At 60.6% G+C, this 16911-nt stretch carries 21 protein-coding genes; 16 read left to right on the forward strand and 5 right to left on the reverse strand.

The window, feature by feature from the left end; genetic code table 11:
* The first annotated feature begins 370 nt into the window (after positions 1 to 370).
* The 9 genes from cymR (at position 371) to DLM86_RS16995 (ending at position 6676) form a co-directional block, all read left to right on the forward strand.
* A complete protein-coding gene (gene cymR, locus DLM86_RS16955; RefSeq protein ID WP_110841234.1) occupies positions 371 to 790 on the forward strand; it encodes a cysteine metabolism transcriptional regulator CymR in 420 nt (139 codons plus the stop codon).
* Positions 791 to 803: 13 nt separating this feature from the next.
* Positions 804 to 1955 (forward strand): cysteine desulfurase family protein, encoded by a 1152-nt coding sequence (locus DLM86_RS16960; RefSeq protein ID WP_110841235.1) that lies wholly within the window; start codon positions 804 to 806, stop codon positions 1953 to 1955.
* Between the two features lie 260 nt (positions 1956 to 2215).
* Positions 2216 to 2734 carry a PRC-barrel domain-containing protein gene (locus DLM86_RS16965; RefSeq protein WP_110841374.1) on the forward strand — a complete coding sequence of 173 codons (519 nt, stop codon included), beginning with the start codon at positions 2216 to 2218 and terminating at the stop codon, positions 2732 to 2734.
* A gap of 5 nt (positions 2735 to 2739) precedes the next feature.
* On the forward strand, positions 2740 to 2937 hold the full coding sequence (locus tag DLM86_RS16970) for a hypothetical protein (protein ID WP_110841236.1): 198 nt from the start codon (positions 2740 to 2742) through the stop codon (positions 2935 to 2937).
* 163 nt (positions 2938 to 3100) lie between these two features.
* Positions 3101 to 3583 (forward strand): MarR family winged helix-turn-helix transcriptional regulator, encoded by a 483-nt coding sequence (locus DLM86_RS16975; RefSeq protein WP_110841237.1) that lies wholly within the window; start codon positions 3101 to 3103, stop codon positions 3581 to 3583.
* Positions 3584 to 3686: 103 nt separating this feature from the next.
* Positions 3687 to 4886 carry an ArsA family ATPase gene (locus DLM86_RS16980; RefSeq protein WP_110841238.1) on the forward strand — a complete coding sequence of 400 codons (1200 nt, stop codon included), beginning with the start codon at positions 3687 to 3689 and terminating at the stop codon, positions 4884 to 4886.
* 3 nt (positions 4887 to 4889) lie between these two features.
* The gene (locus DLM86_RS16985) at positions 4890 to 5135 is read left to right on the forward strand and encodes a hypothetical protein (RefSeq protein ID WP_110841239.1); all 246 of its coding nucleotides are present in this window, start codon (positions 4890 to 4892) and stop codon (positions 5133 to 5135) included.
* A 19-nt stretch (positions 5136 to 5154) separates the two neighbouring features.
* Positions 5155 to 5499: a DUF6463 family protein gene (locus tag DLM86_RS16990; protein WP_110841240.1), complete on the forward strand. Its 345-nt coding sequence runs from the start codon at positions 5155 to 5157 to the stop codon at positions 5497 to 5499.
* A gap of 103 nt (positions 5500 to 5602) precedes the next feature.
* Entirely contained in the window at positions 5603 to 6676 is a 1074-nt protein-coding gene (locus tag DLM86_RS16995; RefSeq protein ID WP_110841241.1) for an AI-2E family transporter, read from the forward strand.
* Here the strand turns inward: DLM86_RS16995 and DLM86_RS17000 are convergent.
* From DLM86_RS17000 to DLM86_RS17010, 3 genes are read right to left on the reverse strand one after another with little or no spacing between them, the layout of a single operon-like run.
* Complete coding sequence (locus tag DLM86_RS17000) at positions 6673 to 7575, reverse strand: carbon-nitrogen hydrolase family protein (protein WP_158289519.1); 903 nt, start codon at positions 7573 to 7575, stop codon at positions 6673 to 6675. The two genes, DLM86_RS16995 and DLM86_RS17000, sit on opposite strands and share 4 nt — an antisense overlap.
* A gap of 5 nt (positions 7576 to 7580) precedes the next feature.
* Positions 7581 to 8201, reverse strand: a complete 621-nt coding sequence (locus DLM86_RS17005; RefSeq protein ID WP_110841243.1) for a GNAT family N-acetyltransferase — start codon at positions 8199 to 8201, stop codon at positions 7581 to 7583.
* Positions 8202 to 8257: 56 nt separating this feature from the next.
* Positions 8258 to 8890, reverse strand: coding sequence for a YdcF family protein (locus DLM86_RS17010; RefSeq protein ID WP_158289520.1), 633 nt, complete (start codon positions 8888 to 8890; stop codon positions 8258 to 8260).
* A 95-nt stretch (positions 8891 to 8985) separates the two neighbouring features.
* Here DLM86_RS17010 and DLM86_RS32100 point away from each other — a divergent pair, with 95 nt between their 5' ends.
* The 4 genes from DLM86_RS32100 to DLM86_RS17025 all read left to right on the forward strand — a co-directional run bounded on the left by DLM86_RS32100 (position 8986) and on the right by DLM86_RS17025 (position 12189).
* Positions 8986 to 9159, forward strand: coding sequence for a hypothetical protein (locus DLM86_RS32100; protein WP_158289521.1), 174 nt, complete (start codon positions 8986 to 8988; stop codon positions 9157 to 9159).
* A complete protein-coding gene (locus DLM86_RS17015; RefSeq protein WP_110841245.1) occupies positions 9156 to 9959 on the forward strand; it encodes a sugar phosphate isomerase/epimerase family protein in 804 nt (267 codons plus the stop codon). The genes DLM86_RS32100 and DLM86_RS17015 overlap by 4 nt, the downstream gene beginning before the upstream one ends.
* Positions 9960 to 10064: 105 nt before the next feature.
* Complete coding sequence (locus DLM86_RS17020) at positions 10065 to 10628, forward strand: NfeD family membrane protein (protein WP_110841246.1); 564 nt, start codon at positions 10065 to 10067, stop codon at positions 10626 to 10628.
* A 16-nt stretch (positions 10629 to 10644) separates the two neighbouring features.
* Positions 10645 to 12189 (forward strand): flotillin lipid rafts scaffold protein FloT, encoded by a 1545-nt coding sequence (locus tag DLM86_RS17025; RefSeq protein WP_425453973.1) that lies wholly within the window; start codon positions 10645 to 10647, stop codon positions 12187 to 12189.
* An 86-nt stretch (positions 12190 to 12275) separates the two neighbouring features.
* On the opposite strand, the gene DLM86_RS17030 is transcribed toward DLM86_RS17025, so the two are convergent.
* The gene (locus DLM86_RS17030; RefSeq protein WP_110841247.1) at positions 12276 to 13247 is read right to left on the reverse strand and encodes an HD-GYP domain-containing protein; all 972 of its coding nucleotides are present in this window, start codon (positions 13245 to 13247) and stop codon (positions 12276 to 12278) included.
* Between the two features lie 178 nt (positions 13248 to 13425).
* Here DLM86_RS17030 and DLM86_RS17035 point away from each other — a divergent pair, with 178 nt between their 5' ends.
* Positions 13426 to 13821 (forward strand): hypothetical protein, encoded by a 396-nt coding sequence (locus tag DLM86_RS17035; protein WP_110841248.1) that lies wholly within the window; start codon positions 13426 to 13428, stop codon positions 13819 to 13821.
* 56 nt (positions 13822 to 13877) lie between these two features.
* Here DLM86_RS17035 and DLM86_RS17040 read toward each other — a convergent pair whose 3' ends face one another.
* The gene (locus DLM86_RS17040) at positions 13878 to 14765 is read right to left on the reverse strand and encodes a helix-turn-helix domain-containing protein (RefSeq protein ID WP_110841249.1); all 888 of its coding nucleotides are present in this window, start codon (positions 14763 to 14765) and stop codon (positions 13878 to 13880) included.
* A gap of 135 nt (positions 14766 to 14900) precedes the next feature.
* Between DLM86_RS17040 and DLM86_RS17045 the strand changes: the two genes are divergently transcribed.
* Together DLM86_RS17045 and DLM86_RS17050 are read left to right on the forward strand one after the other, a co-directional pair.
* Positions 14901 to 15905 carry a Gfo/Idh/MocA family protein gene (locus DLM86_RS17045; protein ID WP_110841376.1) on the forward strand — a complete coding sequence of 335 codons (1005 nt, stop codon included), beginning with the start codon at positions 14901 to 14903 and terminating at the stop codon, positions 15903 to 15905.
* Positions 15902 to 16891, forward strand: a complete 990-nt coding sequence (locus DLM86_RS17050) for a Gfo/Idh/MocA family protein (protein WP_110841250.1) — start codon at positions 15902 to 15904, stop codon at positions 16889 to 16891. Before DLM86_RS17045 ends, DLM86_RS17050 begins: the two co-directional genes overlap by 4 nt.
* The last annotated feature ends 20 nt before the right edge of the window (positions 16892 to 16911 follow it).

Consider the following 16911-nt stretch of genomic DNA (forward strand, 5'->3'; position numbering starts at 1 on the left):
TGTCGACCTCTTTTCGCGACGTTCTTCGTAATGCTGCCATCGATCCCTCTATATTACCACAAACGATTCGATTTCGCTCGGAGGACGCGTCCGGGTTTTGCGGCTGCGCCGGTCTTCGCATGACGCGGTCGTTCCCGCGGAAGCCTCCGGATGGGCCTGTTCCCGCCAAAACTTCCCTATCGGTTTTCGCAAACTTTTCTCGAAGTTGTCAACGTTTCGGATACCATAACGGGGGCAACTATGATAACATATATATGATATTCGCTACCATATGCAAGTTTTTTCCAATATTCCGCCGGGCGGAACGTAATCATCGTCCGCCGCTTGGCTACAATAAATAGAAACGTACAATGGCAAATGAGGTGCAACTTTGAAAATATCGACGAAAGGCCGATACGGGCTTACGATCATGATGGAGCTGGCCACCAGATTCGGAGAGGGCCCCACATCGCTCAAGAGCATTGCGGAGAAACACCAGCTGTCGGAGCATTACTTGGAGCAGCTCATCGCGCCGCTGCGCAACGCGGGGCTGGTCAAAAGCATTCGCGGCGCCTACGGCGGCTACGTGCTGTCGCGGCCGCCGGAGGAAGTGACGTCCGGGGATATCATCCGGGTATTGGAAGGACCGATCAGCCCCGTCGATTTCACCGACGAGGACGACCCGGCCAAGCGGGATTTGTGGATCCGGATCAAGAACAGCATCGCCGAAGTGCTCGATTCGACGACGCTCGCCGGCTTGATCTCGTACCAGGACGAAGGCAAAAACGAGAACTACATGTTCTACATTTGACGGGAACCGACCGATGAATCCGATTTATCTCGATCACGCCGCGACGACGCCGGTGCGGACGGAAGTGCTGGAGGCGATGCTTCCGTACTTCACCGGAACGTTCGGCAACCCATCAAGCCTCCATGCGTTCGGCAGGGAGGCTCGCATTGCCGTGAGCCGATCCCGCGATACGCTCGCCGGCTTGTTGAACTGCGCGCCGGGAGAGCTGATCTTTACCGGCAGCGGTACGGAAAGCGACAATGCCGCGCTGTTCGGGGCGGCGGCGCAATTCGGCGCCGAACGCAAACATATCGTGACGACGCAAGTCGAGCATCACGCCGTTCTTCATGCCTGCGAGCGGCTGGAGCGGGCCGGCTTCGACGTCACATACTTGCCGGTCGACGAAACCGGCCTTGTCCGCGTGGAGGACGTGGAAGCGGCCGTCCGCGGCGACACGATGCTCATCAGCGTCATGTACGGCAACAACGAGGTCGGCACGGTGCAGCCGATCCGGCAAATCGGCGAGCTTGCCCGCGAGCGCGGCATCGCGTTCCATGTGGATGCGGTGCAGGCGTTCGGCATGCTGCCGATCGACCTGTCGGAGCTGCCCGTCGATTTGATGAGCTTTTCCGCGCACAAACTGTACGGCCCCAAAGGCGTGGGCGCGCTGTACGTGAATAAGCGGATCGCGATCCAGCCTCTTCTGTACGGCGGCTCCCAGGAACGGAAGCGCCGCGCCGGCACCGAGAACGTGGCCGGCATCGCGGGCTTCGCGAAGGCGGCCGAGCTGGCCGTCGCCGCCCGTCAGGACAACGCGCGACACGTAGCCGAGCTGCGCGGATGCATGATCGGTACGCTGACGCGCGAGCTGGGAGCGGACGGCTTTACCGTGAACGGGCATCCTTCCGACGTGCTGCCGCACATTTTGAACGTCAGCTTTCCGGGAGTCGACACCGAGACGATGCTCATGAGCCTCGATCTCGAAGGCATCGCCGCGGCGAGCGGGTCGGCCTGCACGTCGGGGTCGCTCGAGCTGTCCCACGTGCTGCGCGCGATGAAGCTGCCGGACGCGGTAATGCGCTCCGCCGTTCGGTTCAGCTTCGGTTATTCGCAAAATTTCGAACAAATTCGTTATGCGGCGGAAAAAGCTGCAACCATTTCGCGCCGCATTCGTAATAGATCGTAAGGGCATCCCCCGTACCGTATCGCAAGGAGGTGAGCATCGCGTCGAAGGACGCTGCGTTCGGGTACGCTCTTGATTCGACTGGATGGAACGAACTGTACATGCAAGGACAACCTGCATCCGATGGAATGAAATTCCGCCGGTGCGTGCATCATATATACGGATTGGCCGATGCTTTCGATGCAAGCTTTGCCTCCGGCAAAGCTAAGCGGATGCTTTCGATGCAAGCTTTGCCTCCGGCAAAGCTCTTAGGAGGGTACACCTTGCGCAGGGCACAAGACATCATGGGGCTTCCCGTCATCGAGATCGAGGCGGGCAAGCAAGTAGGGACAGCAAAAGATTTTCTGATCGACCGCGATTGGAATCTTCAGGGTGTGCTTCTCGAATCGAAGCACTGGTTCGCTTCTCCCCGGTATGTGGCATGGGACGACATCGTCTCGATCGGGGCGGACGCCGTCACGATCGGGAACGAGGAAGCGGTCCGAAGCTGGGACGACGAGTCCGACACGTTCGGCTTGCTGAACGGCAACTTCAAGCTGAAAGGAATGCCGGTCATTACGGTGAACGGCGATCAGCTCGGCCTGGTGGAGGATGTTTACTTCGGGGAAAAAATGGATAAAAAGATAGTAGGCTACGAGTTGTCCGGCGGTTTCATATCCGACATCAAGGAAGGGCGCAAATGGCTCCCCTCGCCGGAATCGGCGACGATCGGGGAGGACGCCGTCATCGTGCCCGTCGGTTGCGTCGCGCAAGACACGCCATCATTTCATGAAATAGGGTGAGTATAATGTTGAGATGTCCGAATTGCAATTCGAAAGATATAGGGAAAATCGGCTCCCACCAATACTATTGCTGGAGCTGCTTTATCGAGCTGACCGTGAACGGGGACAAAATGTCCGTTTACCAAGTGGAGGAGGACGGGACGCTCAGCTCGCTGGACGATCTGTTCTTCGAAGAGGAAATGCCCGAAGTTCACGCTACCTGATGCGAAAGCCGGCCTGCCGGCCAACCCGTCCGATCGAACCGGACGGGTTTTTGACGTTTTTGAAGCGAAAACAACAAACCGATTGCAATTAGTACGATATCGTAGTATTATAAAACCATCCAAGCAACGTTGACAATTCGCGGCAATGGAGGATGCATTCGGCATGGAGCAACTGTTCGAGCTGTTTTTCCGCAACGGCCTGCGTCCGTTAAGCTTGCTCGACGGTGCGGCGGAGCTGGAAAGCAAGATGAACCGCTCGGAGCTGGCCGCCTTGCTTACGATCCGCTACCGCGGCCGGCTGACGATGTCGGAGCTGGCGACCGAGCTCGGCGCGCCGCTCAGCACGGTGACGAGCTTGGCGCAGCGGCTCGTGCGCAAAGGCTGGATCGAACGCACCCGGTCCGATGCCGATCAGCGCGTCTACTGGGTCCGCTTGACGGACGAAGGGAAGGCGATCGGGGATCGGGCCTACGCGACGATGAGCGTATGGTTCGAACGCGTGCAAGCCGCATTGACGCCGAAGGAGCTGGAGCAGTTTTTGGCTCTGGCGCTCAAGGTGGGGAAGGCGCTGCAGCAGGACAAGGGCGCGAAGGAGAAACCGGCCGCCGGCAAGGAGAAGCTGTCGCGCATCCGGATCGACGATTGACCGGCAACCGAAAGGAAAGGGGCAGAGAGACGGCTTCCGTCGCTGCCTTCCTTTTCAGCCTAATACTACGAAATCGTATTAATAATCGGCGGGAGGTATACCCATGCGAATTATCATTTACACGGGAAAAGGCGGCGTAGGCAAAACGAGCGTAGCGGCGGCGACGGCGGTTCGACTGGCGAAGCAGGGGCTGCGGACGCTCATCATGAGCACGGACGCCGCCCACAGCTTGGCCGACTCGCTCGATACGACGCTCGGCCCCGAGCCGGTGCACGTATCCGACCGTTTGTGGGCGCAGGAGGTGGACAGCGTCAAGCAGACCGAGAAGCATTGGGGAGCGGTGCAAGGCTGGCTGTCCGGGTTTATGGGCTGGGCGAAGCTGGACGATGTCGCAACCGAGGAGATGCTCGTATTCCCCGGCATGGAAGAGCTGTTCAGCTTGATGGAGCTGAAGCGTCATGCGGCCGGTGGCGAATACGACGCCATCGTCGTCGACTGCGCGCCGACGGGCGAGACGCTGCGGCTGCTCAGCTATCCGAGCGTGCTCGGCTGGTGGGTGAACAAAATTTTTCCGGTCGAACGCAGGCTGATCAAGCTGGCTCGCCCCGTCGCGAAGCTGGTGGCCGGAGGTCTCGAGCTGCCGGACGACAACGTGATGAACAGCGTGGAATCGTTCGTCCGCGAGCTCGAAGCGCTGCAGGAATGGATTATGGACGGCGACGTGACGACGGTGCGGCTCGTCGTCAATCCCGAGAAGATGGTCATCTCCGAGGCGAGACGGGCGTTCACCTACTTGAACCTATACGGCTTCCATACCGATGCGGTCGTCGTCAACCGGATTTGGCCGCCCGAGGCGACCGGCGGGTATTGGACGAAATGGCGGACCGTACAGGAGAAATATATGGAGGAAATCGAGGACAGCTTCGGCGCGCTGCCGACGTTCCGCATCCCGATGATGGAGTCCGAGGTCGTGGGCGTTCCGATGCTGGAGCGGCTCGGCGACATCGCCTTCGAGGGGAGTGACGTATCCGCCGTGCTGCACCGGGACAAAACGCAATCGATCCGCAAGGAAGGCGACGGCTACTTGATGGAGCTGGCGCTGCCGTTCGTCGAAAAGGAGCTGCTGCAGCTTAACCAGCGAGGCGACGAGCTGACCGTGCAGGCGGGTCCGTACAAGCGCAAAGTGGTGCTGCCGAATCTGCTGCTCGGCCGCTCGATCGAAGGGGCGCGTTTTACGGACGGCAGGCTGGTCCTCCGATTCGGGGAACGGCAGCGGGAACATGAACGGGCGGAGGAGGAATAAGCGATGAAACGAGAGGCGGTATGGAAGCTGCTGGAGGCCGGAAGCTTGATCCGCGAAACGTTCGAGGAAGCGTTCGCGCCATCGGATGCGATGCGTCACTTCCGCGCTTCGAGGGCGGAGGCGCTCAAAGGCGTACGCGCCCTGCTCGACGCCGAAATCGGCAAGCTGGAAAAGTCGGGGACGTCGACGAACCCCGGCGAAGAGGCGGGCAAGCGAAGCTCGAACCGTAAAATCGAAATCGACGATTGACCGGAAAGAGGGAATGCTTATGAAATCGAAAAGATTCGTTGCCGTCGCCTTGGCGTGGACGGCCGTGCTGCACACGGTCGTCGGCATTTTTTTGTACAGGGGACAGCTCGCCGATATGGCGAGGGACGGGTTGTTCAATTCGGTCGACTCCGGCGGCCGCAGCAGCGCCTTTTGGTTTTTCCTTTTCGGAGCCATGATTTGGACGTTATCCCGGGTCGTCGGCTGGCTGGCGAACAACGGGCAGCGTGTCCCGCTCTTTCTCGGAGCGCATTTGCTTGCGGTAGGCCTGATCGGCGTCTTTTTCGCGCCGCTGTCCGGCTTCTGGCTCGTCATCCCGCAGGCGATCGTCCTGCTGCGCCGATAGCTCTATGCGAAAGCCCCTTCCGCCCGACGGAACGGGCTTCTTTTCTTGTTGAATGATCCGGGCGGGGTTGTACATATACTGTAAGAGGAAAGGGGGGCGGGGAATGGATAAGTTTTTGAAAAGCCGGACGTTCGTCGCGCTCGTCTACATGCTGCTCGGCCTCATCATCTTGTTCTTGCTGCAGCAAATCAAGCCGATGCTGTCGACGGCTTACGGATTTTTGAAAGCGGTGCTTGCGCCGTTTTTGATCGCGCTCATCATCTCATACGTGCTCAATCCGATCGTCCGGCTGCTGAATGAACGCAAAGTACCGCGAACGATGGCGGTGCTGCTCATTTACGCGGTGTTCGTCACGTCGGTCATCGTCGTCGTCATGAATTTGACGCCGATGTTCGTCAAGCAGTTCGGCGAGCTGAACGAGCATATGCCGGAGCTGACGATGCGCGCGCAGGGGCTGTTCGACGGGTTGAACGACAACCGGATGGTGCCCGAGAGCGTGCGCAGCGGCATCAACAATGCGCTCGCCAAAGCGGAGGACGGGCTGGCCCATTTCGTCGAAAATTTCGTCAACGGTATCGGCAGCACGATCAACATGCTCATGGTCGCGTTCATCGTGCCGTTCCTCGCCTTCTACATTCTGAAAGATTACCGGCTGATCGAGAAAACGGTGCTGGCAACCGTTCCGCGCGCGCACCGAAAAAACGCGATCAAGCTCGTCATCGACATCGACACCGCCCTCGGCAACTATATCCGCGGCCAGTTTCTCGTCTGTCTGCTGGTCGGCTTGCTCGCGTACGTCGGCTATTGGATGATCGGGATGCCGTACGCGCTCCTGCTGGCGAGCATCGTGGCGGTGTTTAACATCATCCCGTATCTGGGTCCGTTTTTCGGCGCGGCTCCGGCCATCGTCATGGCGTCGACCGTCTCGTTCAAGATGGTGCTGTTCGTCGTCGTCGTCAATCTGATCGTGCAAATTCTCGAAGGAAACGTCATTTCGCCGCAGGTCGTCGGCCGGACGCTGCATATGCATCCGCTGCTCATCATTTTCGCGCTGCTGATCGGCGGCGAGCTGGCCGGCATCATTGGACTCATCCTAGCCGTGCCCTGCTTCGCGGTGCTGAAGGTAATCGTCCAGCATATTTTCCTCTACTACGTGCAGCGCAAGCCGACGACTTAGCTCGGGCGTTCCCGGTTGGCCGGATAGGCGGCGTACAGGTCGGGACGGCGGTCGAAGTACGGGGAAACGGCGCCCAAGCTGCGGTTTTCCGCCAGCCGCTCCAAGTCCGCGTCGGCGCATACGATCGTGTTCCGGTTGACGGTGCCGGCGGCAAGGATGCCGTTCGGCGGAAACGGACGGTCGCACGGCGCGAAGATGCCCGCCTGGCAATACCCTTCGTCCACTTGGGCGACGTCCGGCATGCTGCCCACGATGCCGCTCAGCGCGACGTAGAGCTGATTCTCGATCGCCCTCGCCTGGCTGCAGTGGCGTACCCGCCAATAGCCGGCGGCGGCGTCGGTATAGGACGGGCACAAAATGATATCCGCTCCCATGTCGGCGAGTATGCGCGAGCCTTCGGGAAACTCGATATCGTAACAAATTTGTATCGCCACCCGGCCGATATCGGTGTCGTGCACCGCATACCGGTCCCCCGGCAAAAGCGGCCAAGACCGCCGTTCCTCAGGGGTCAGGTGGTTTTTCTTATGCCCTTCGATACGCCCATCGGGGAAAAACAAAAACGCTTCGTTGTAGTAGGCGTGCGATTCCGCTTCGGTCGGCGCGCCGTCCCGATGGATGTGCGTGCCGGCCAGGATGAGCATGCCCGTTTCGCGGCTGAGCCGGGTAAACCGGGACTTGTATTCGTCGGTGAACCGGTGCAAATATTCGCACGCTTCGACGTTGCTCATCGGCGACGCGAGCGAGAGCAGATGGCCGGTCATATATTCGGGGAATACGATCACCCGCGCTTCTTCGGCTTCCGCCTTGGCGATATGACGGCGAATCCGGTTCCAGAACTCGTTCTCGGAGCGGAGCGGGCCGATGCCGTATTGGACGGCGGCGATTCGGTTCGGTTTCATGGTCGTTATACTCCTTTCGGATGTGCCCATTCGACGAGCACCGCATAATGGAGCGATTCCTCGTCCTCCACATAATGTTCGAGCAATTGTAGCGGAGTAAGTCCTTGGCGGAGCATAAAAGAGAGAACGAGATCCCGAATGTCGCCGGCGACGACGCGGCGCACGTATTCGTCCGCGCTCATCCGGTCCGCGTACCGGTGGTAGCCGGGAATGCGGCAGCCGGCCAAAAACCGCTTGAGGCCGGAACGGACGACGAGTTGCTTGCGCGCGTCATACAGCGCCGCGGCGACGCCGCGAGACCGGTACGCCGGCTTGACGCAAAGATCGATGCCGTACAAGCTGTCGCCGTTCGGGTCGTGGGAGCCCCGGATGTAGCCGCGGTCGGATACGTCCTCCCACGTATGCGGCTTGCCCGTATGCGTGACGAGCAGCGACGTGGCGGAGCCGACGATTTCCCCGTCGCAGACGGCGACCATCGCGCCTTCCGGGTAAGTGGCCACATGGGCCGCAATTTGCTCCCGCTTCCACCACAGCTCTTCGGGGAACGGGGGCGGGAACGATTCGCGCTGGACGTCCAGCAGCGCTTCATAATCGTCCAACGTATAGGAACGCACGATAACGGACAACGGACTCCCTCCTGTCAATCGGATCGGGTTAACGGATCAGGGCGATACGGACAAGCTCAGGACGCAAGCATCGCCCGAATCGAGCGAAGCGGATCGGTGACGAGCAAATAAGCGATGCCGCCGACTTCTCGAATCGTATAATAGGCCAATCGCCCCGGCCGGATGCGGACCGGCTCGACGGTCGATTCGATGCCGAGCATGTTCGCCATCATATGCGCGCGAAACGCGTGAAAGCCGTGGGTGACGAGGACGGCGCTCTTCCAGCCGCGCTCCCGCATAAGCGCACGGCTGTTTTGCAAGTTTTCGTACGTGCTGCGCGACCGGTCTTCGACGAGAATGGCGTTTGCGGGTACGCCGTGCTGAACCAAGTACGATTTGATCGTCTCGGCTTCCGAAGGCTCTCCCGGCAGTCCGATTCCCCCCGTGGCGATAAGGCGCGGGGCCAGCTTGCGGTTATAGGCGTCGAGCGCCACGTCGAGCCGCTCCTTGAGCGCCGGACTCGGCTTGCCGTTCCAAACGGCGGCGCCGAGCACGATGATGCAGTCGGCGGGCGAGCCGGAGGACGTTTTCCACGTATACAGAATAACTCCGCTCATCCCCCCGACGAACAGCGCGGACAGGACGACGGCGAACAGCAGCAAGCGGGCGAGCGCGCGGAACGGACGGCGCTTTGTTTTCTTTTTTTTCATCGCTTCTCCCGCCGTAAGAATAGGGTTAGTATAAATATGATCCATTATAACTTGTTTCGAAGCCGAAACTCAAAATAGTAGACGAGGTGAGCCGGATGAGAGTTTATTGGAACGGAGCGGGCGTTATCGCCCGGACGCACGCCAACGTCGGCGCGCACGCGGTCGATCGTTTCCGCTGCATCGCGGCGATTTGCGCTTGCGCGGAAACCGGAGAGAACCAAACGGTCGCCGTGAGACGACCGGAACAAGAGCGGGAGGCGGGACGATGAACGTACGGGGAATATCGACCGGGATGTACGGCTGGACGGAACGGTGGAAGGCGGACGGCAAGGAGCCGGCTTTCGCCGAATTGTTCCGGGCTTGCGCGGAGGCGGGGATCGACGCGGTCGAGATCGACGCGACGCCGGAGACGCTTGCGCTTGCGCGCTCTTTCGGGCTGGCGGTTTCCGCCTCGTACGTCGGCTTGCCGCTGCACGTCCCTTACGCGGATATCGACGCCGACCGGACGGTGATGCCGTTCGCCGAACGGCTGGCCGAGGCGGGCGGAACCGACCTGCTGCTTAACGCCGATCCGAAAGGCTCATGGCGCGAGCGCCAGCCCAAGACGGACGACGATTTGAAGCGGCAGGGCGAGAACTTGACTCGCATCGCCGAGCGCGTCGGCACGCTGGGCTTGAACGTATGCATGCACAACCACGCCGACTCGAAGGCGCTTTGCGAAGCCGATCTCCGCTCGGTCGTCGAGTTTGCCGGCGAATCGGTCGGCTTGTGCGTCGATACCGGCTGGGCGCATTCGGCCGGCTGCGATCCGACGGAGTGGGTGCGGCAATATCCGGAGCGCGTCTTCGCGTTCCATCTTCGCAATCAATCGGGCCGCGTGCCGACGGAGGACTTGACGGAGGGCGACATCGACTTCGCCGGCCTGTTCCGCGCCGCCGAAGCGGCGAACTACGAGGGCTGGCTGGCGCTCGAGCTGTGGCATCCGCCCGAGACGAAGCCGGTCCGGTCGATGGTCGAGGATACGGTTCGCTCGATCGCGTTCGTCAACCGGCTGTTGAATCGGCCATAAATATGTCGAAATTGTGAAACCGAAGCGGAGTACGCGCGTATTACCTGACGACTGGAAAACCGCTTGCCGGTTTGACAAAAGCAGGAAGAAACGGAGGCGAAGCGCGTGGAGCAACTGTTCTGGTCATGTCTCGCGGGAGGCGTCCTGTTCGCCGTCGTCACCGTCATCTTCGGCGATTTGGTCAGCCACGCGGTGGACGGGATGCTCGACTTTCTGTCCGTCGACGGCCACCGGAAGCTGAAGCCGATGGTGATCGTCAGCGGCATTACGGCGTTCGGCGGCGCAGGCTTGCTGCTGCTGCACTATACGCCTCTAGGCGGGGCGCCGGCCGTCGTCGTTTCACTCGTCGCGGCCGTCGTCGTGGCGTACGTCGTCTACGTCGCGTACGTCCGGCCGATGGACGACAGCGAGAATTCCACGGCCTTCTCCATCCGCGAGCTGACCGGCCGGATCGGCGAGGTGCTCGTCCCGATTCCGCCGAGAGGCTACGGGGAAGTGCTGGTGAAGGTCGGAGCCGGCCGTACGAACCAGATCGCCGCGAGCTTCGACGGAGAGACGCTCCATGCGGGAGAGCGCGTCGTCGTCGTCGAGGTGCGCGACGACACGCTGTTCGTCAGCCGTTTCGACGGCGGTACGGAGCGCGGTCATACCGAAGGAAACGCCAATTAGGAGAGGAGAGATCGTATTGTCGGAAGCGTTGTTGATTCCCGTAATCGTCGTGGGCGTTATCGTGGTGCTCGGTTTGGCCTTTTGGGCGAGGTACAAGACGGTCAGTCCGGACGAGGCGATGATCGTGACCGGATCGTTTTTGGGCAGCAAAAATACGCTCGTCGACGAGACGGGACGCCGCATCAAAATCGTGCGCGGCGGAGGGGCATTCATTCTTCCGATTTTCCAGAAAGCCGAATTTTTGTCGCTGTTGTCGCTCAAGCTGGACGTGTCGACGCCGGAGGTGTATACCGAGCAGGGCGTACCGGTCATGACGGACGCGGTCGCGATCATCAAGATCGGCGGATCGGTGGAGGACGTCGCGACGGCGGCCGAGCAGTTCATGGGCAAGCCGACGGAGGCGCTCAAGGGCGAGGCGCAGGAAGTGCTCGAAGGCCATCTGCGCTCGATTCTCGGCTCCATGACGGTCGAGGAGGTATACCGCAACCGCGATAAATTCGCGCAGGAGGTCCAAGGCGTCGCGGCGAAAGATTTGAAGAAGATGGGGCTGCAAATCGTCTCGTTCACGATCAAGGACGTGCGCGACAAGCACGGCTATCTCGATTCGCTCGGGAAGCCGCGCATCGCGGCGGTGAAGCGGGACGCCGAAATCGCCGAAGCGGAGGCGATCCGCGATTCCCGGATCCAGAAGGCGAAAGCCGAGGAGGAAGGGATGAAGGCCGAGCTGCTGCGCGATACGAACATCGCCGAGGCGACGAAGGAGAAGGAGCTGAAGACGGCGGCGTTCAAGAAGGACCAGGATATGGCGAAAGCCGAAGCGGATCAGGCGTATCATATCCAGGAGGCCCGGTCGAAGCAGAGCGTCGTCGAGGAGCAGATGAAGGTCGAGCTCGTCCGCAAGGAGCGGGAAATCGATCTCGAGGCGAAAGAAATTTTGCGCCGCGAGAAGCAGTACGACGCGGAAGTGAAGAAGAAGGCGGACGCCGACCGGTACGCCGTCGAGCAGGCGGCGGAGGCGGACAAAGCGCGGCGCATGTTCGAGGCGGATGCGACGCAGTATAAGATCGAGGCGGAAGCGCGGGCGATGGCCGAGCAGAAGCGGCTCGAAGGTCTCGCGATCGCGGAGGCGGAGCGGGCGAAAGGGGCGGCGGAGGCCGAGGTCATCCGGCTGCGAGGCCTCGCCGAGGCGGAAGCGAAGCAGAAGCTGGCCGAGGCGTTCGAGAAGTTCGGCGAGGCGGCGGTGCTCGACATCATCGTGAAGATGCTGCCGGAGCTGGCCGGCAAAGTCGCCGAGCCGATCGGCTCGATCGACAAGCTGACCGTCGTCGATACCGGGCACGGCGAAGGAGCGGCTCGCGTGAGCAATTACGTAACGTCGCTGATGGCGACCGCCCCGGAGATGCTCAAGAGCGTCTCGGGCATCGATGTCGACAAGCTGGTGAAGGGCTTGACCTCGCGCCTGTCCGGCGCCGCCGGTTTGCCGCCGGTGGCGGCGGCGACCGAAACGGGATCGACGGTTCAGCCGGCGGTCAAGGAGCCGGACTCTACGGCTACTTCCTGAAAGACGATACGAAATACGAAATGACGAAAAGCCGTGAAGCGAGCTTCGCTTCACGGCTTTTCGCCGTATATCGGGCGTTCCGACCGTCAGCATACTTGAAGCACCGTCACCGACGGATGGTCGGCCAGCGGCAGCTCCGTTTCGTTTGACACGAGACGGACGACCGGACGGTGCATGTGGGCTTCGATGCGGACGACGATCGCATCGAAGCCGTTGCTCAGCTTCACCTTCGTGCCGGGCGGATAGGACGGAACGCCGGTAACAAACGCCTGCACGAGCTTGCCGGCATAGGCGGTTTCGTTTTTGGTCATGACGATTTCGAGCGCCTCGTGCGGCGGCAAGCTTCGCTCGGATACGGCGTTCTCGTATAGATTGGCGAGCCCGCATATTTGCGCGAATTCGAGCACGTCGCCTTTGAGCCCGCGCGGGAAGCCTTCGCCGTCCAGCGTCTCGTGGTGCTGGAACGCGACGTGGGCGGACAGCAGGCTCAGCTCGCGGATGCCGCGAAGCAGCTCGAAGCCGGCCTCCGGATGCTTCGCGCGATCGGCGGCGATCGCCTTGCCGATATCGTGCAGCAGGCAGCCCACCGCCAGGTCGCGCAGCTGCAGCTCGTTATACCCGAGATGCTTGCCGATTTGCAGCGACAGCAGCGCCACGTTGACGGCGTGCGCATACGCCTTCAGCTCCGCAGGGACCGTCGTGGTCGGGATCGGGACGAGCACCGGACGCTGCTTCATTTCGGCAATCAGCTTCCCGGCGGCGGCCAGCACGGGTTTGACCGCCAACGGTTTTTTGGCGGACGCGGCGTCGAAGCATTCGCGCACGACTTGGACGACGTCGAGCCATGTCGGCATGTCCATCATTTCCTCCATCGTAATGCCCCGCGATTCCGCATCTTCGATAAACAAAATGCGAATGCCCATATCGATGAGCCGATCGAGAATTTTCGGATGAATCCGGTGGTTCGCACCTAACAGTACCCGGCGGTGCGAGTCGTACACGGGCTTGGCCAGCTGCATCGTGCGTTCGTCGTATTCCGAGATTTGGATCAGTCGCATAAGAACCCTCCGCGCAAAATAGAGACTGCCATAATCGTATAGGATTTTGACGAACAGTGTCAATTATTGTCGAACAATTGGAGGGATGAAACTTTTTCCAATCGGGGTCCGACTCTGCCGCGGGCATGAGCGTCGCAAATGGGGGAAAGCTAAACCCAAAAAAGAACGGAGGAACGCCATGAAGAAGCGTGCCGAATGGATCGTCGCGACCGCGGTCGCCGTCGCCTTGACTTCGTGCGGGGGAGGCGGGGGACCGGTGAAGAAGCAGGACCAGAACGCCCAAAAGCAGCAGTCGCAGCAACAGCAGCAGCAGCCAAGCATCATCGACCAGGAGTTGAAAAAGCATTATCAGATGTACAAAGAAATTCAGCAGTACGACCGGCAGCAGGTACAGAAGGCCGAGCAGGAGCAGCTCAAGAAAACGTCCTCCGAGAAGGCGGGAGGCGGGATGAGCTCGAAAGACAAAAAGGCGGGCGGGCAGAAGAAAGAGGACAAAAACAAGCAGGAGGACAAGAAGCAGGGAGGCGACAAAAAGTCATCAACCGGCCGGCAGCAGTCGGGGGGCGGACAATGAGATAACGAACGGCATCCGTTGTGATCGGGGCCGGGCGTCCGGTTCGCGCCAAGCCTTCATTCGCCCCCCGTCCCGATTTTGCGCAAATATTGCTTCGGCGTGCAGCCGTTGTACCGCTTGAACAGCTCGTAAAAATGGGCCATATTCTCGATGCCGACCGACCGGGCGATTTCGTTCACGCTTTCGCCGCTCGTGACGAGAAGCCGCTCCGCCTTGGCGATCCGCTTCCGGTTAACGTAGTCGATGAACGAGGAGCCCATCGCTTTTTTGAAATATTTCGAAAAGTAAAAGTAGCTCATGCCGGCAATGTGGCTGACGGTCTCCATATCGAGCTTCTCCGCGAGATGGCGGTCCACATACTCGAGAATCGGCTTCATGACGCCGGCGTCGACGAATTCATGCGCTTGGAGCAGCCCGCGCGTATCGCCACGCAGCAGCGTCAGCAGCAAATGCTTGATATGCATGCTGGCGGCGATTTCGTACCCCTTCGCTTTCCCCGTCATTTCCTCGTGAATTTTTTCGATGATGAATCCTACCTCGGCCCGGACGTCCGGATCTTCCCGAAACATGTAATTCAGCTCCTCGAGAGGATGGTGCACCTCCGAGAAATGCCGGTAATAGCGCATCATCGCCGGGTCGAAGTATGGCTCGAGATCGACGTGCAGCACGATGTACACCAGCTCCTCGTCGCCGGAGGCTCGGCCCCGGTGCAGCTGAGAGGAGCCGATGACGACGACGTCCCGCGGACGGAGCGTGTACGCCCGGTTCGGCGTATAAATTTCGTGAACGCCCTGCTGGACGAGGATGAACTCGACTTCCTTATGATAATGCCATCGAATCTCCTGATGGACGGCCGGACGCTTCGGCGGCTGCACCATGAACTGCCCCACCTTGATGCACAAGACGGGATTTAAATAATGGATCGGTTCCTTATAAATTTCCATTTCGGACGCACCGCGCTTTCGGTCGTGACAAAATTGGATACAAAGCGGACAAATGACGGCATATACGCCGCCCTGCAAAGGAGGTAATCTAGGCTTTAGTTACCATTATACAACGAAATGGAGCGAGGAAAAGCCATGAAAGTAGCCATTGTCGGCTGCGGCGGACTCGGGAACGTGCATGCGAGCTGTTATGCGGCCATCCCCGGCGTGACCGTGGTCGGAGTATGCGATATCGAGCCGGACCTGCGGGAGAAGCTGGCCGAGCGTACCGGAGCGAAAGCGTATGCGTCGTTCGACGAAATGCTGGCGCAATCCGGCTGCGACGTCGTCAGCGTCACGCTGCCGAGCAACCTGCACAAGCCGTTCGCGATTCAGGCGGCCCGTGCGGGCAAGCACGTCATCTGCGAGAAGCCGATCGCCCTCCATCTGGACGATGCGGCGGAGATGATCCGCGAATGCGAAGCGAACGGCGTCCGTCTGTTCGTCGGCCACGTCGTCCGTTTCTTCCCGGAATACGCGCAGATGAAACGGCAAATCGAAGCCGGCTCGATCGGACGCGTCGGCGTCGCCCACGCCAAGCGGATCGGCGGACATCCCGGCCTGCGCCGGCCGTGGTTCATGGACGACGCCCAGAGCGGCGGCGTTATTCTGGACCTGATGATTCACGATATCGACTTCTTCCGTTGGTCGCTCGGCGAGGTGCGCTCGGCCTACGGGCTGCGTACGGTCGAAGGGGACGTCGACTACGCGTCGGCCACGCTCGTCTTCGAAAGCGGCGCGGTCGCGAACGTCGAGGCGTATTGGGGATACCCGGGACCGTTCACGACGGCCGCGGAAATCGCCGGAAGCAAAGGCGTCATCCGCAGCGACAGCTCCAAGTCCGTTTCGCTCCAGGTGCGCAAGGCGGCGGCCGCCGATGCGGGCGGCCCGTTCGTCGAAGTGCCGCAAAGCCCCGGCTACCGGTCGCCGTTCGAGCTGGAAATCGAACATTTCATCGACTGCATGCGGGAAAACCGGGAGCCGCTCGTAACGGCGCAGGACGCCTATAAAGCGCTCGAAATCGGGCTCGCGATCGTCGAATCGACCCGTACCGGCCGAGCCGTCCAATTCGAATCCGCAGCACGGGAGGGATCGCGATGAATAAGCTGAAGGTCGGCATGATCAGCTTTGCGCACGGGCATGCGTTCTCTTACTTGCACTCGCTGCTCGCGCTTCCGCAAGTCGAGCTCGTCGGCATCGCGGACGAGGTGAAAAGCCGCGTCGAGGAAGTCGTCGGGAAGCACGGGCTCGCTTATTACGCCGATTACCGGGATTTGCTCGCGCAAGATTCGCTCGACGCGGTCGTCATCTGCTCGGAGAACGCGTTCCATGCGCAGCTGACGATCGACGCCGCGAAAGCGAAAAAGCACGTCATTTGCGAAAAGCCGCTCGGCCTGTCCGTAGAAGAAATGAAACGGATGATCGATGCGTGCGACGAAAACGGCGTTAAGCTCATGACGGCGTTTCCTTGCCGGTACATAGCGGCCGTCGTCAACGCCAAGGCGGCGATCGACCGCGGCGAAATCGGACGCATCCTGGCGATCAAAGGAACGAACCGCGGCTCGATGCCGGGCAATTGGTTCGTCGAGCCGGAGCTGTCCGGAGGCGGTGCGCTGCTCGACCATACGGTCCACGTCATGGACTTGATGAACTGGTTTACCGGCTCGAAGGTAACGGAGGTGTACGCGTACGCGGCCACGCTGTTCCATGAGGAGCTCAAGGTGGACGACGCGGGAATGATCCACGTCAAGTTCGAAAACGGCGTCTTCGGCGTGCTCGACACGAGCTGGTCGCGGCCGAAGTCGTTCCCGACCTGGGGCGATGTGACGATGGAAATCGTCGGCACGAAAGGCTCGATCTCGGTCGACAGTTTCGCGCAGAAGACCGAGCTCTACAACGACGATGCGGGGAAAGGGCAGTATTTGTTCTGGGGCGACTCGATGGACCATCACATGGTCGAATCGTTCGTCGACGCGCTGCTGAGCGGCGCCCCCGCCCCGATCAGCGGGGTCGACGGGCTTCGTTCCGCCGAGGTTGCCTTGGCCGGCTACGAATCCGTCAAGCTCGGCCAGCCGGTCAAGCTGTAAGTCGGCAAGCCGGACGACAA

Origin of the sequence: Paenibacillus flagellatus (genome assembly GCF_003217775.1) — a bacterium.
GTDB lineage: Bacteria > Bacillota > Bacilli > Paenibacillales > NBRC-103111 > Paenibacillus_AB > Paenibacillus_AB flagellatus.